This is a genomic window from Quyinboa ferrireducens (assembly GCF_042436675.1).
Classification (GTDB): domain Bacteria; phylum Bacteroidota; class Bacteroidia; order Bacteroidales; family UBA5342; genus JBHJHP01.
This window is the reverse complement of the sequence record NZ_JBHMVA010000003.1, coordinates 373,870-388,792: the sequence shown is the minus strand read 5'-3', so window position 1 is coordinate 388,792 and position 14,923 is coordinate 373,870. Positions and strand designations below refer to the sequence as shown.

12 protein-coding genes are annotated in these 14,923 nt (G+C 37.5%); 5 read left to right on the top strand and 7 right to left on the bottom strand.

What is annotated here, in order from left to right; translation table 11 throughout:
- Positions 1–11 precede the first annotated feature (11 nt).
- The 5 genes from ACE01N_RS07685 to ACE01N_RS07665 form a co-directional block, all read right to left on the bottom strand.
- Entirely contained in the window at positions 12–2,789 is a 2,778-nt protein-coding gene (locus ACE01N_RS07685) for a TonB-dependent receptor (protein WP_380586640.1), read from the bottom strand.
- Between the two features lie 246 nt (positions 2,790–3,035).
- Complete coding sequence (locus tag ACE01N_RS07680) at positions 3,036–3,704, bottom strand: 2-C-methyl-D-erythritol 4-phosphate cytidylyltransferase (protein WP_380586637.1); 669 nt, start codon at positions 3,702–3,704, stop codon at positions 3,036–3,038.
- Between the two features lie 2 nt (positions 3,705–3,706).
- Entirely contained in the window at positions 3,707–5,353 is a 1,647-nt protein-coding gene (locus ACE01N_RS07675) for an AMP-binding protein (RefSeq protein ID WP_380586634.1), read from the bottom strand.
- 85 nt (positions 5,354–5,438) lie between these two features.
- A complete protein-coding gene (locus ACE01N_RS07670) occupies positions 5,439–6,515 on the bottom strand; it encodes a glycosyltransferase (RefSeq protein ID WP_380586631.1) in 1,077 nt (358 codons plus the stop codon).
- Positions 6,516–6,517: 2 nt separating this feature from the next.
- The gene (locus tag ACE01N_RS07665) at positions 6,518–7,744 is read right to left on the bottom strand and encodes an alanine dehydrogenase (protein ID WP_380586628.1); all 1,227 of its coding nucleotides are present in this window, start codon (positions 7,742–7,744) and stop codon (positions 6,518–6,520) included.
- A gap of 130 nt (positions 7,745–7,874) precedes the next feature.
- Here ACE01N_RS07665 and ACE01N_RS07660 point away from each other — a divergent pair, with 130 nt between their 5' ends.
- Positions 7,875–9,038, top strand: a complete 1,164-nt coding sequence (locus ACE01N_RS07660) for a sigma-54-dependent transcriptional regulator (protein ID WP_380586625.1) — start codon at positions 7,875–7,877, stop codon at positions 9,036–9,038.
- 77 nt (positions 9,039–9,115) lie between these two features.
- Here the strand turns inward: ACE01N_RS07660 and ACE01N_RS07655 are convergent, their stop codons facing one another.
- On the bottom strand, positions 9,116–10,354 hold the full coding sequence (locus tag ACE01N_RS07655) for a lytic transglycosylase domain-containing protein (RefSeq protein WP_380586622.1): 1,239 nt from the start codon (positions 10,352–10,354) through the stop codon (positions 9,116–9,118).
- Positions 10,355–10,649: 295 nt separating this feature from the next.
- On the opposite strand from ACE01N_RS07655, the gene ACE01N_RS07650 reads away from it, so the two are divergent.
- The 3 genes from ACE01N_RS07650 to ACE01N_RS07640 all read left to right on the top strand — a co-directional run bounded on the left by ACE01N_RS07650 (position 10,650) and on the right by ACE01N_RS07640 (position 12,693).
- A complete protein-coding gene (locus ACE01N_RS07650) occupies positions 10,650–11,795 on the top strand; it encodes a hypothetical protein (protein WP_380586619.1) in 1,146 nt (381 codons plus the stop codon).
- A gap of 136 nt (positions 11,796–11,931) precedes the next feature.
- Positions 11,932–12,318 carry a response regulator gene (locus ACE01N_RS07645; RefSeq protein WP_380586616.1) on the top strand — a complete coding sequence of 129 codons (387 nt, stop codon included), beginning with the start codon at positions 11,932–11,934 and terminating at the stop codon, positions 12,316–12,318.
- Between the two features lie 9 nt (positions 12,319–12,327).
- Positions 12,328–12,693 (top strand): diacylglycerol kinase family protein, encoded by a 366-nt coding sequence (locus ACE01N_RS07640; RefSeq protein ID WP_380586613.1) that lies wholly within the window; start codon positions 12,328–12,330, stop codon positions 12,691–12,693.
- Between the two features lie 51 nt (positions 12,694–12,744).
- On the opposite strand, the gene ahcY is transcribed toward ACE01N_RS07640, so the two are convergent.
- Positions 12,745–14,169: an adenosylhomocysteinase gene (gene ahcY / locus ACE01N_RS07635; protein ID WP_375728249.1), complete on the bottom strand. Its 1,425-nt coding sequence runs from the start codon at positions 14,167–14,169 to the stop codon at positions 12,745–12,747.
- A gap of 210 nt (positions 14,170–14,379) precedes the next feature.
- Here ahcY and ACE01N_RS07630 point away from each other — a divergent pair, with 210 nt between their 5' ends.
- Positions 14,380–14,922, top strand: coding sequence for a carbonic anhydrase (locus tag ACE01N_RS07630; RefSeq protein ID WP_380586609.1), 543 nt, complete (start codon positions 14,380–14,382; stop codon positions 14,920–14,922).
- Position 14,923: the final 1 nt, after the last annotated feature.

The window sequence follows — 14,923 nt, the reverse complement described above, 5'->3', positions numbered from 1 at the left end:
TATACATTTGTTTAAAACTTATATGATATTCCTATGCCGGCAGTGATCCCTTTTTTGTATTCATATACCAGTATCTGTCCGGTTTTTACATTTGGGTTTTCAAGGTCGGCATATATATCTTGTTTGTATTGTACGGTTGAATTCAAAATGTTTTTAACCGTGAGATTAATCGTTAGTTTTTGGTTAATACTGTTTTTCAATACAAAATCAAGCGCATTGAAAGGGCTTTCGTATTGATTACCAATACCGTCCGATGCTACAGCAAACAGTCTTTCTCCAAATGAATTGAACACAAGGCCAAAATAAGATACGTTGGTTTTTCCTTTACCATATCTCAGGTTATACCCCAAATCGGCGTTAATAATATATGGAGAAGCTCCCTGAAGCTGACGTTCTTTTGTGAGTTCGTCAAAACTATCCGGAATCTTAATATTGGTATAGATGTAGGCTGCATTCAGACCTGCAAAAATATTGTTGAATCGCTTTTTAAGTTCAAATTCCGCTCCGGCTGCAGTTGCATTGTTCGGAGTGCTTACAAATGTCTTTATAAAGTCTGTTCCACCCGTTGATGCAAGCTTCTGTTCAATGGGTTCAATAATTTGCTTATAGTAAGCACTTATTGAGAACAGTTCATTTTGTTTTGGAAAGATTTCATATTTTATGTCAATATTATTGCTGTATGAGTTTTCAAGATAGCCATATGCAGTGGGATTTGCTTTTGTTCCGGGATTTCCAACTGTTAAACGTTCGCCAAGCTCAGGAATCATCTGTGCCGGTGATTTTTCATAAAAGCTTGGACGGGTTACTGTACGGCTTACAGCAAAACGCACATTCGATTTGTTATTTAAACTGTATTTCAGGTTCAGTACCGGAAATAGATCCAGATTATCAAAAGCATAAGATGCTTCGTTATTGTTGATTTTATTTGTATTAGAAATAATTTCCATGCCGGAGTATTCGGTTCTTAAACCTGCATTGATCGTCAACCTGTTTAAGTTGTATACAAAATCAACAAACCCGGAGTAGATATTTAAATTCCCATCATAACCCATTCCATCATTTGTGTTTGATTTGATCCTGTCAAAAATTTGTGGGCCGAAATATGCATCTGGATTAGAAATATCAACGGTGTAATTCTCAAGATTTGACTGGTTAAACAAGTAGCCAAACATGTATGAGTTATAGGTTTGGTATTTTGAACGGTAATACGCTCCAACTGAAACGTTTCCTTTATCATCGTTCAGGGCATAATCTAAACTCGCCGTAGCGTTATATTCAATGGCGTTTTGCTGAATGATAACACGTTTTGTATCATTCCCATTGTTTAAAGCAAAATATGTCCATTGAAGATCCGGATTTTGCTGATAGACAATTTCTCGTCTGTCAGGAATGTCGTACTTAACATTCATAAAACTACCGTTCCAGTTAAACGATAATTTATCATTCAGTTTATGTTTTCCCCTGAGCTGGTTGCTCAGCAAACGGTATTTTATATACTCCGCATTTCGGATCAATGCAGTATCCTCTTCACCCCAGTCTGGAGATAATCCTTTTTTCTGCTTAAAACCATTTTCGCCATTGTTAAGGTACACCATATTATAAGTGATGTTATTCCTGTCGCCGTTTAAAAATGATAAGCTCAGAAGCGATGTGAAATAGGTGTTATAAGAATATATCTGGCTGACATAGTTCCCATCAATATTTCCCTGTTTATTAGAGATATTGAGATCGATGACGTTCGGACTGTATTCATATTCATTATCAAATGAAACGCTTGCAAGTACGCCTATTTTACTACTACCATTTAAATCGAAAAGCTTGCCTCCGTTAATTGAGAAACTACTGTTTGGACTGGCATTATTTGTTGTGAATCCAAAAGATGCCGGATGAAAATCCTCTCCGATATTCATGATACGGTTCACTACCAGGTAATTCTTTGGCGTAAGACTACGGCGTGCATTTACGTCAAAACCGAAAAACTTGTTGCCGGCAGAATTGATCATATAAAATGGTTTGCCTGTACTGTTGGAGTTATATTTCCCTCCTATGCTTACAGAAAGAAAAGGTTCTGTTGGATAATCTTTTGTTTCAATATTAATTAAGGCTCCGGTGTAGTCGGCATAATTTTTAGCGTTAAACACTTTGCTGACTTCAAGCAGTTTTACGATATCAGCCTGAAACATATCAAGCTTTACTACTTTTTTTGCCGGATCCGGAGAGGTAATCGGAAGCCCATTTAATTCGGCACTGTTGTACCGGTCTCCCAATCCTCTCACAAAAAGCTGTTTAGATCCCATCATGGAAACTCCGGTTACCTTTTTAACACCAGCAGCAACATCCGAAACAGCTTTACGTGACATCTCTTTTGCCCCAATGGCTTCAACGGCTACAACCGCTTTTTTCTGTTCCAGCATCAGCATGTTTTCCGATTCACGGTTAGCTTTTCCTGCTACTTCAACTTCCTGAAGTTTTTGTCCTTCACCGGCTTTAAGTGTCACATTAATTTCTATCGGAGTTTCTCCATCAGCAGTTATTTCTTTCGAAACTTTTTCGTAACCAATAAAACTGAATGAGATGGTGTATGTACCAGGTTCAAGTTTAATTTCGTAGTTACCATCAAAATTTGTGGTCGTTCCAAGCGTAGTTCCTTCTATGTAAACGTTGGCAAATGGTAGAGGTACTTCCTTGTCTCCCTGAATCTCCTTAACAATTCCCTTCACAAGAGTTTGTGCACTTACAGAAACAGATAAAATGAATAGTGCAAAAACAAACGTTAGATTTCTCTTCATTATAAAAATATGTTGTTGTTTAAATTACGCTGCAAGTTTAGGGGTGCTTTATTACAGTGGAACTAAGCACCAGTTACAACAAAGAGAAATATATGTTTCAAAAATATTACAAAAAATGTATATGTTTTTTTGTTGAGTGTGGAGTGTTAATGCATTTATTAATAGGCAGTTGTGTTATTTTTTTTATGACGCTGATAAGATAAAAGCACAGGGTGTTTTCCCAAGATTAATGGTCGATGGACAGCTTTACTCTGATTTCAAAAGTGCATTTCCAAGTATAAAATCGAACGGAGTTGTAATTTTTATGTTCTCGCGGTTACCTTCAATCAGATGAATTTTAAAGCCTGATCGTTCAACTACGGATGCGTCATCCGTGAACTCCGGAATATAAGGTTTTGAGTAGGCTTCTTTAATAATTTTTGTTTTGAAAACCTGTGGGGTCTGTACCACTTTCAGGTGATCACGGTTTACGGCATAATTGGTGCTCTGATCCGAAAATCTAAGTGATTCCTCCATGTCACGGATCGGAATGACGGCACCTACATTCGATGCTTTTTGATAGGCACGTTGTATGGTGTCGACTGAAACAAATGGTCGCACGCCGTCGTGTATGCCGACGATACCTTCTTCTGTTATATGCTTCAAACCGTTTTTTACAGATTCAAACCGCACGCTGCCGCCATGCGCAATTTTAAATTTTACATGATAGTTATATGTATTGCACAATTCATTCCAGTATTCAATCTGTTGTTCTGGTAATACAAGGATGATCTCAATTTCGGGGTCATAATCCGTGAAACGGTCAATGGTATGCATCAGAACAGGTTTGTTTCCTAAAATCATAAACTGTTTAGGGATATCTGATTGCATACGTGTTCCGCTGCCTCCTGCTACTATGATGACGTAATTTTTCAAAGCTAATTAATGTAAAGATAGCGTTTAATACTTTTCTTTGGCGTTTTTTCAAATTCGGACGGGAAGAGTGTGATTTTTGAAATATTCATATAAGCCGGCAATAATTCATTCAACATTTTACGATGTCCCTGAATTGTATTTTCAACTTCCTGTATGGTCATTCCGGCTGCATCTGTTGTTTCAAAATCGGGATATACCAGGGCTTCCAGTTTCCCATTATTATCTCTTACCAGACTTTCCATTACAAAAGGCATATTATTGATAACCGCTTCAATTTCTTCGGGGTAGATATTCTGTCCGCTTGCTCCCAGGATCATATTTTTGCTTCTGCCTTTAATATAAATAAAGTTTTCATCATCAATTACACCGAGGTCACCGGTTTTTAACCAGCCATCATCAGTAAAGGCTTCTCTTGTGGCTTCAGCGTTCTTGTAATATCCAATCATTACATTTTTGCCTTTCACCAGAATTTCACCGGGAATATTTTTGGGGTCTTCTGAATCAATTTTTACTTCCATCCCGGAAACTACACGACCTGCAGCTTCAAGCTTGTGATTCTGCCAGTTCCGGTAACTGATCAGCGGTCCACATTCCGTCATGCCATAACCCACCGAGAATTTGAATCCAATGCGTTTAAGGAACTTCTCAACATCTTTGTTAAAGGCGGCGCCACCAATAATTACATCATCAAATTCTCCGCCAAATACAGCAGTGAGTTTTTCATTTATTTTTTTGAAAATGGTTTTATTGACCAGTGGAACCTTCATGATCAGCTTCATGGTGGATTTGTCAATGGCAGGCAGTATGTTCTTTTTGTAAATCTTTTCAATAATAAGTGGAACCGCAAGAATCATATTTGGCCTGACTTCCCGGAATGCTTTTGTAACCACCTGTGGTGATGGTGTTCTTGTGAGGAAGGTTATGTGACACCCAAAAATAAATGGTGTCAGAAATTCGAATAAACACCCGTATGCATGGGCTAGCGGAAGAAAGGACACAATTTTGTCTCCTTCTTTAAGGTTTATTTCATCATCGAATACAATGCGGGCATTATTCCAGAGACTTCTGTTCGGGAGTACTACACCTTTTGAGAATCCTGAGGTTCCTGATGTATAGGATATCACTGCTACATCATCAAGAGACGCTTTGGGGAGTTCAAAATTTTCAGCAGTTGCCTGAACCGGTATATTATCAAGTGATTCGATTGCTTTTCTTACAACACACTTCTCATTTTCATGTACGAGATGAAAATCATTCAGGGATACAATGCCTTTTAAGTTAGGCATTTTTGTTTCATCGATCTTTTCAAAAATATTATCCGAAATAAATAGGAGTAGTGAATCTGAATGAGTTACAATATGATGAATGTCACTGGTCTTAAAATCGGGTAGAATAGGGACTATGACAGCTCCGTAACTTACTACAGCAAGATAAATCACTCCCCAGTTTGCCTGGTTCCTTCCGACCAGCGATATCTTGTCATTTTTTTTAATGCCACATTCTTTAAATACATGATGAAGTTTTAAAATTTTATTTCCCACTTCGCCGTAGCTTATGGTTTGCCCTTCATAATCTGAAAATGCCGGAGAGTCCCAATATTTTTTTATGGCATTTTCTACCAAAGTGATAAAAGTTTCAGTATGTTCCATGACCAGTCAGTATCAAAACACAAATGTGTATATTTTAAAATAAATTTGAAAATTATTGAAGCTGCTAAAAAACTACTTTTAGGCATTACCATCCGCTTTTATCCTGACGTCTCAGGATGCCTGTCAGGCTTATGATTATGCTGTAAAACGGATAAATAGCAGATAGTGGTATTGTCATCCATAGAAGAGAATACTCATCTTTTTTTAAAACCGGAATGGTGATGAGCAGGTCTGCTAAAAATTTAATAAGAACCAAATCGTAAAATATACTTACATGGTTAGGATCAATACAACTCATAAAAGCAGCAACAACAACAGAAAGATTCATTAATAATACTGTAAGGCCCGTGATTAGTGTCATAGAATCGGAGTAACCTGTTGCTTTCCCACTCCATCGCACTCTTTGGCTAAGGAGTTTTTTTAGCGGCTCTGTCCGGATTTCAACAACAGAATTGTTACGTTTGATTGTTTTTTTGTGTCTTTTGAAATAATGCAGTAAAAACATATCATCACCCGATGTATAGTTTATATTCAGAGCTTCATTTATATCTTTTACAGCACTTCTTCGAAAGGAAAGGTTTGCAGCACTGCACATAACCGGTAGTCGCAAAGCTGCCATTCCATTGGTGATGGCGGAAATTGATTTGTATTCAAGAACCTGGATCAGAGGCCAGAAGGTTTTTTTTACCGGATTCATTTTTACTGATCCGATCAGCATATCTGTGTCTGCATTATATTGTTCAGAATGCGATGCAATCCAGTTTTTAGGAACAGCGGTGTCAGCATCTGACATTAAAATTATTTCATTGATTGAAGCCTTGAATCCGGTAATCAACGCATCTTTTTTACCTGATCCCGAATTTTGAAGGAGATGTATATTGGTATGATGTTTTTTGAACCGTGCTATTATTTCTTCACCTTCATCACTGGAGTGATCGTTGATCAGGTAGATTTCATAATTGCTGGCAGGGATGGTTTGGTTCGCCAGTGAAGTAAGTAATGCTGTAAGATTTTGTGCTTCGTTTTTAAACGGGATAAGCACATCAAATTTAATATTGTCAGTTGTTTGGTCATTTTTTGGATCATTGCTTAACAGTAACCCTGAAAAGACAGCGACTGCAAAAATTACATATAATCCTGAAATAATCCCGAACAGTATCATTTCTAAAATGCAGCCAGGAGTAAGCCAATATCTTTGGATGGTATATTATACAGTTGACCAATGTAATGATTTGTCAGAATGCCCTGATAGATATAAACACCGTTGCAGAATCCGTTATCGGATTTTATGTGTTCCATGATGCCACCACGTTCTCCCATCTCCAGCAGTATGGGCGTAATAACATTACTGAAAGCAATGGATGCAGTACGCGGAACCAGAACAGACATAACCGGCAGACAGATATGTTTGACGCCATGGTCTTCTAACATTGGGTTTTTTAGCGTTGTACATTTTGACGTTTCAAAACAGCCGCCCTGATCCACACTCAAATCCACGATAACTGTACCCGGTTTCATAAGACGGATGAGCTCTTCAGTAACCATAAAACGTCTGGATCCATATAAAAAACGTAATGTTCCGATGACTACATCTGCAGATTTCAGGGATTTGGATAATACGCTCGGGTGCAGGTTAGAGGTAAAGACTCGTTGTCCCAGATTGTGTTCAAGTTCACGTAGTTTAGCAATTGAATAATCAAAAACTTTCACAACTGCTCCCATGCCCAAAGCTGTTTTAGCTGCAAAAGTCCCTGCTGTACCGGCCCCGAGAATTACTACTTCGGTCGGAGAAATTCCTGTTACACCGCCTAAAAGTACACCTTTGCCTCCATGAATAGTGCTCAAATGCTGTGAAGCCAGAGTTATGGACAGATTTCCCTCAATTTCACTTAAAGAACGCACAATGGGAAAGGCTCCGTTTTCATCCATAAGTAAATCAAGTGCAATAGCCGTGAGCTTTTTATCCATGATCTTTTTAACCATGGTTATGTCCATTCCCAACAGATTAAGCGTGGAGAAGAGTATCCCTCGCTCTTTCATCATGCCTATCTCTTCCTCTGTTGGTAGCGTAACTTTTATTACAATATCTTTTGTGAATACTTCATTTCGGTTTTCCGTTATAAAAGCGCCAACTTCACTGAAATCTGTGTCCTTAAAATTAGCTGCTTTTCCGGCTCCGGATTCAATGTATACTTCGTGTCCGTTATCAACCAACAGGCCTATTCCCTGCGGTGTGAGTGGAATTCGGGTTTCAACATTATGATTTTCTTTCGGGATTCCGATGGAAAACCGTTTGTTATTCTTTTTTATGTCAAGAAGTTGTTCCTGAGGATATAAGGCTTCCCTTCCAATTCCGTAAAATTTTTTTGGTGGTAAATTACTCTCTGTCATTTCACTTAAGCTTATCCCGGTTATGTCTTCAAATTTAAAAAAAACAATGTAATAAACCGTATAAATCCAAAACTAGGTTTAATAAGGGTATTATACAATATTTGGTTATTTTTGTTTAAAACTAACTTTTATGGCAAGTATTTTAGTAATTGATGATGAAAGAAGCATCAGAAATTCGTTGAAAGATATTATAGAATATGAGAATCACTCTGTTGATTTAGCAGAAAACGGGACAGAAGGTTTAAAACTGGTTCAGGCCAATGCTTATGATGTTATATTTTGCGATATAAAAATGCCTGAAATAGATGGTATGGAGGTGTTGGAAAAGATTAAAGCACTGAATGAAGAACAGCCGGTGGTAATGATTTCGGGTCATGGTGATATTGATACGGCTGTTGAAGCAATTAAAAAAGGTGCTTTTGATTTTATACAAAAGCCCATCGATCTGAACCGTTTACTGGTAACCATAAAAAATGCACTCGAAAGAAATACACTTGTTACCGAAACCAAAGCATTGAGAAAGAAACTTTCGGGTTCTATGAAAATGGTCGGTGAATCGGAAGAAATAAACCGGATCAGGGATATGATTAAACGTGTGGCTCCATCGGACGCAAGGGTATTGATTACCGGAGAAAATGGTACAGGAAAAGAGGTTGTTGCCAGGCTGTTGCATGAGAACAGTTTGCGTAATAAAGAGCCTTTTGTGGAAGTGAACTGTGCAGCTATTCCTTCTGAGTTGATAGAAAGTGAACTATTCGGGCACGAGAAGGGAGCATTTACCTCAGCTATTAAGCAACGGAAAGGCAAATTTGAACAGGCTGACGGAGGAACGATTTTTCTGGATGAGATAGGAGATATGAGTGCATCGGCTCAGGCCAAGGTACTTAGGGCATTACAGGAAAATGTTATTACGCGCGTGGGAAGTGATAAAAATATAAAAGTTAATGTACGGGTAATTGCAGCAACAAATAAGAACCTAAAGGATGAGATTGTAAAGGGGAACTTCAGGGAGGACCTTTACCACAGGTTAAGTGTTATTATCATTCATGTTCCTTCTTTAAAGGAACGGGCGGAGGATGTTCCTTTGCTGGTTGAGCATTTTAATCAGTTACTTTCCCAGGAACTGGGTATCCCATCAAAAAAGTTCAGTGATACTGCAATTATGGAATTACAAAACCTGCCATGGACTGGGAATATCAGAGAATTGCGGAATGTTGTTGAAAGGGTTCTTATATTATGTGATACAGAGATTACAGATAAGGATGTCAGAACATATGCAATGCCGCTGGAGTAGAAAAAGATTTTTTAAAAATACAAAGGGTTGCCGAATGTTTCCGGCAACCCTTTGTATTTATATTTAAGATACATCAATTAGTTGTTATCTACCAGTAATACAGGTTCATTTTCTGCATTTTTAAGTTTAGGAACATTTTTATTTACTTTTTCATTTTCTCTGTAAATAACGAGAGCCTGTCCTGCTTTGAGATTTTTGTCAGCCATGCTGTTCCACTTCATGATATCATACAATGTACAACTGCTGTTCATTGCAATCTGATGAAAGTATTCTCCCCGCTGCACAAAATGTATTGTTTTATATTTTCCCTCTATTCTGCCAGCTTCAGCTCTGATGTCATTATAATCCTTTGCTTCAAGCTTATAGGCATAGATTTTCTCTTCGTTCATGATAAATTGTTTTACCGCATGTTTGGGAAGATTAATTTTCACGGCATTGTCGTAAACGGGTACATAATCCTGTTTGTATACCGGATTCAACATACGGATGTCACTTTCATTAACTCCGATGACTTTTGAAATCTGTTTGTACCATATTGATTGTTTCACATTTACGGACTCAACTTCATCGTATTTGAAGTCAAATTTAGATGATTTGATTCCATGTGTATCATGAAATGAAGTGATATAGCAGGCAGCCACAAATTTTGGATAATAATCCCTTGCCTCTGCTGATAAATATTGTCTTATTTCCCAGTAGTTAGTACTTCCACCAGCTTTTTCAATCGCTTTTTCAATCATACCCGGACCGCAATTGTATGCTGTTATTGCTAATTGCCAGTCGTTGAAAATCCGGTAAAGATACGATAGAAATTCGCATGCGGCTTCTGTCGATTTTTCAGGATCTCTTCTTTCATCTACGTATGAATCAATGTTAAGATGAAACATTCTGCTGGTATGGAATAGAAATTGCCATAATCCTGTAGCACCGGATTTGGATACTGCAAATGGATTTAGTGCAGATTCAACAACTGTCAGATTCTTTAATTCCAGTGGTAGATTATGTTTGGCAAGAATATCATCAAAAATAGGATAATAATATTCACTTCTTCCTGCAATAACAGATAACATTTCAGGGTTATCTATTATATAAAAGTCAATATATTTTTTTACGTCCGCATTATAATCCAGTTTTATCGGAGTTCTTTTATCAAGATATTCAATATTAGCTGGATATATATGATCTCTGTTTTTTTCAAGCAGGATCATCGCATTTACCGGATTATTGATCTCTGTGCTGCCACTACCAAGTATATCAATCCCTGGTTGAATAACCATAAAGAAACTTAATAATATAAGTATACTATAAATTCTCATAAATAAAAAATGTAGATTAATTCATCCAGTAGGTCGCCGCAATATTACGATGACGAATTGATATGAGCAAGAAAAACGAGGTTTTTTTTTCTTGTAACTATCAGTTAATCAAAAAGTTAATTAAATGTTTAGTTTGTGATATGCTAGTATTTATTTATTATTATGAATTTGAAAACTTAACTTTCACTTGATACATGTAAGTAAGTTTGATTGTATATTTGAAATGTATCATTATTATTGAAATATGAAAATTATTCATGCATTTAAAATACATGTAATTTGGATTTTTTATTTTATGATTCTCTTTCTTATGGGGAGTTTTGAGGGGTATGCACAGGATAAGGATCAAAATATGATAGAGGTTTTCGGACAGCTCACAAGTGACCTTGGAACGTTAAGTAATGCCGAAATAAAAATTAAGGAAGATGACTTTGAGTGGCTTAATGTTAAATTTAGTAAACGTAGTGGTGAGTTTAATTTAGCATTGCCCGTCGGTCATACCTTTTTATTTAGCTTTACCCAGGAGGGAACCATTGCAAAACAGATCTCATTTTCTACTAAAACACCAAAGGAATATGAGAAAGTTGAATTTGATCCTTTCTTCTTTATGGTTCATTTAGAGGATTATACAGATACACCGGAAATAGATACCTTGTTTTACAAGGAACCGGTTGGGAAAATATTCTTTTCAGAAGAGTTCATAAAATTTGATTACGATCGGGACTATAATCTGTATGTTAAAAATAAAATTGCACAGGTAAAAGAAGAGGTGCAGCTTAGAAAGCAATTACTTGCGCAGCGGGCGGAACAGAGAAGGTTAGATTCCATAGCAAACGCAAATATGCTGGCTCAGATGCCGACACTTAAAGATACGCTTATTCAGGATGAGGATTCAGCCACAGAACTGCCTGTAGATACAATAACATTTGCGGTTATGGATTTGAATCCAGACTCAGTTTTAAATATACATGAAACGGATGGGATTGTAGCGGTTACGGAGGATTCTGTTTTAACGGCTTATGTAGAGGAACCGCAAGAAATTCCTGTTGAAACTGGATCAGAGCAACCTGTTGTAGAAAAAGAACCGGAGGAAAAGGAACAAAACTTTGAGGCTTTAAAAGAAGAAATAGCAGAAGAACAGCCGATAGCTGAAACAAAAAACGAAGAGTTGAATGAACCTGTGAATCCGGTTCAGACCAGGACAGAGAAAAAGCCTGAGCCGGTTCCTGTTGCCATGGGAAAATCCAATGGAAATGAGTATGAATTTCATGAATATAAAAATATGCAGGTGACGAAAATATATGTAACGCGTTCGAAAAAGACGATTATATATTCAATGTACCAGTATAACAACGGTAATACAAGATATTATAAACAGCAGCCATTTACAAACGATTCAATACCAATAAACAGAGACGTTTTTACACGTTCAATAAGATAGAAGTATTTAAAAGTTTGTTATTTGAATTTTATTCATAAATTTACAGGACTTAGGTTGTACAAAATGTTTGTTGATGTCTTTGTGATCTGTTGCTAATAGTATTTAAAGATGAAGTTGTTTGCACAAAATCTATTATATGGGAGTTACAGAATCAAAATACGAAGGTAAGCTTATGTATGTTGCCGAGGATGATGAATATTCATTTATTCTCATTAAGGAATTTCTTTCAGGAACAGGTTTTCTTATTGAACATGCCGGTAATGGCAATATCCTGGTTGATATGGTAAAGAAAAAGGTGCCTGACATTATTTTACTTGACATCAATATGCCTCAGAAAAACGGATTGAACGCTCTGAAGGAAATTCGTAATATGGGCGTTAAGGTTCCTGTTATAGCAGAAACTGCATATGCCATGCCCGATGAACGTCAGCTAATTTTAGATTCAGGTTGTGATGAATATATCTCAAAGCCGATCTACAAATCACAAATGATGAATCTGATTGATAAAGTACTGCAAAAATAAACACAGCTTATGCTTCTAAAGAAGGTTCTGCAAAGTTTCAGATATGCGTTTAGCGGGATCTTTTATCTTTTTGGAAATGGACGCAACGCAATAATCCAACTTATTGTTTTTATTCTGGTCATCATTCTCGGAATATATTTTGGTGTCAACCGGTTTGAATGGCTCATTATCCTGCTGTTTGCATCACTTGTGTTTGGTCTGGAGGCTGTTAATACTGCCCTGGAAGGCTTATCTGATTTGGTTTCTCCTGATTATGATAAAAGAATTAAGCGGATAAAGGATTTGGCAGCTGGCGCAGTTCTTATGGCTGCAATATTTTCGGTGATAGCCGGAGTTATTATTTTCCTTCCGTATATCCTGGAATCACTTCAATAAAAAACAGGCTGCCATTTCTGACAGCCTGTTACTTATAATAATTAGTGTTTTTTAATATCTATAATGATCCGGTTTATAAGGACCCTCTACTGGAACACCAAGATAATCAGCCTGTTCTTTTGAAAGTTTAGACAGTTTTACGCCAATTTTTTCAAGGTGCAAACGTGCTACTTCTTCATCAAGGTGTTTTGGTAAACGATATACATCTACCTCGTAATTATCTTTGTTGACCCAAAGGTCAATCTGAGCAAGGGTCTGGTTTGTAAATGAGTTACTCATTACAAACGAAGGGTGACCCGTCGCACAACCAAGGTTTACCAGACGTCCTTCTGCTAAAAGGAAAATAGAGTGTCCGTCAGGATATTTATATTCGTCAACCTGTGGTTTGATGTTGATTTTCTCTATACCATTCCATGCTTCCAGTTCAGCAACCTGAATTTCGTTGTCAAAGTGGCCAATGTTACATACAATTGCCTGATTTTTCATGGCGGCCATATGTTCAGCAGTAATGATGTCTTTGTTACCGGTAGTGGTCACAAACACGTTTCCTTCCTTAATTGCTTCTTCCATAGTGGTGACCTCAAAACCTTCCATGGCAGCCTGAAGTGCACAAATCGGGTCGATTTCGGTTACAATAACACGCGAACCATATGTTCTCATAGAGTGTGCACATCCCTTGCCCACATCACCATAACCTGCAACAACCACCACTTTCCCTGCCAGCATAACGTCGGTTGCACGTTTTATACCATCAGCCAGTGATTCACGGCAGCCATAAAGATTGTCGAATTTAGATTTGGTGACCGAGTCATTAACATTGATGGCCGGAACCAGGAGCTTACCCTGTTCCTTCATCTGGTACAACCTGTGAACGCCCGTGGTAGTTTCTTCAGATACACCTCGCCATTCGGCAACTGCCCTGTGCCACTTTTGTGAATCCTCGGCCAGAGTTTCCTTAAGTAAATTCAGGATAACCTGTTCTTCCTTGCTTTTTACATTTGCATTTAGAACCGATGCATCTTTTTCCGCTTCATATCCTTTGTGAATCAGTAATGTGGCATCTCCGCCATCATCCACAATTAACTGCGGACCTTTTCCATCTGGAAAAGAAAGCGCCATCTTAGTGCACCACCAGTATTCTTCCAATGTTTCACCTTTCCAGGCAAAAACGGGAATGCCAGCTTCTGCAATTGCTGCAGCAGCATGATCCTGAGTTGAAAAAATGTTACAGCTCGCCCAGCGAACATCTGCTCCAAGTGATGTAAGTGTTTCGATTAATACTGCAGTTTGTATCGTCATATGGAGTGACCCCATAATGCGTACACCCTTTAAAGGTTGTGTGGCTGCATATTTTTTTCTGATCGACATTAAACCGGGCATTTCCTGCTCAGCTATCTCTATCTCTTTTCTACCAAATTCAGCTAAAGTGATGTCTTTAACTTTGTAAGGTACTGTTTCGGTTAATGTTTCTGACATAGTAATGTTTCTTGATTTTAATTCAGCATGCAAATATAGCGGATTTAAATCCAACTGTCAAGCGGCAAAATAAAACAAGCGTTATATTGTGTTAAACGTTTGAGATGTAGCAGAAAAAACATGTATGGAAGGGTATTCGAGGGATGATAAGCAACAACAAAATAAACATTTAGGATTGACCGCTGTTATAAAAACGACCAAATAATTATTATGGACAGACTAGTAAAAATTAAATCCAGGGAAGACATTTTTTCGGAATATCTTAATACACCAATAGGTGACCTTATTGAATATCAGAATCTGGGTAAAAAACATGAAAGTTTTGATACGGCGCAACTTCTCGTAGGAATGTGTATGGACAACCGGAAACATCTGAAAATTCCGGAAAACTTTGCTTATATCATTCGTTCTGGTGGCGCAAATTTAAGGTATAGTGAATTTAAGGTTTCTTATGCCATTGCGGTTGGTGGTGTAAACCATATCGCTTTAATTGGTCATAACAATTGCGGAATGGTAAATCTTGCAGCAAGAAAGGAGTTGTTTATTGACGGGTTGGTTGACCGTGCCGGATGGGAGAGAGAGGTTGCTGTGGATCACTTTAATAATTTTGCACCTCTTTTTGAAATTGTGAATGAGGTTGATTTTGTGTTGAGCGAAGCCAGACGTTTAAGGATGAAATATCCAAATATTATGATTGCGCCAATGCTTTATCTTGTTGAGGATAATAATTTGTATCTGATAAAAGAGCAGTAGA

What these genes read in the sequence shown, in the direction of transcription:
- ACE01N_RS07685 (WP_380586640.1), bottom strand. Translation starts at nt 2,789, where the DNA reads ATGAAGAGAAATCTAACGTTTGTTTTTGCACTATTCATTTTATCTGTT.
- ACE01N_RS07675 (WP_380586634.1), bottom strand. Translation starts at nt 5,353, where the DNA reads ATGGAACATACTGAAACTTTTATCACTTTGGTAGAAAATGCCATAAAA.
- ACE01N_RS07670 (WP_380586631.1), bottom strand. Translation starts at nt 6,515, where the DNA reads ATGATACTGTTCGGGATTATTTCAGGATTATATGTAATTTTTGCAGTC.
- ACE01N_RS07665 (WP_380586628.1), bottom strand. Translation starts at nt 7,744, where the DNA reads ATGACAGAGAGTAATTTACCACCAAAAAAATTTTACGGAATTGGAAGG.
- ACE01N_RS07660 (WP_380586625.1), top strand. Translation starts at nt 7,875, where the DNA reads ATGGCAAGTATTTTAGTAATTGATGATGAAAGAAGCATCAGAAATTCG.
- ACE01N_RS07655 (WP_380586622.1), bottom strand. Translation starts at nt 10,354, where the DNA reads ATGAGAATTTATAGTATACTTATATTATTAAGTTTCTTTATGGTTATT.
- ACE01N_RS07650 (WP_380586619.1), top strand. Translation starts at nt 10,650, where the DNA reads ATGATTCTCTTTCTTATGGGGAGTTTTGAGGGGTATGCACAGGATAAG.
- ACE01N_RS07645 (WP_380586616.1), top strand. Translation starts at nt 11,932, where the DNA reads ATGGGAGTTACAGAATCAAAATACGAAGGTAAGCTTATGTATGTTGCC.
- ACE01N_RS07640 (WP_380586613.1), top strand. Translation starts at nt 12,328, where the DNA reads ATGCTTCTAAAGAAGGTTCTGCAAAGTTTCAGATATGCGTTTAGCGGG.
- ahcY (WP_375728249.1), bottom strand. Translation starts at nt 14,169, where the DNA reads ATGTCAGAAACATTAACCGAAACAGTACCTTACAAAGTTAAAGACATC.
- ACE01N_RS07630 (WP_380586609.1), top strand. Translation starts at nt 14,380, where the DNA reads ATGGACAGACTAGTAAAAATTAAATCCAGGGAAGACATTTTTTCGGAA.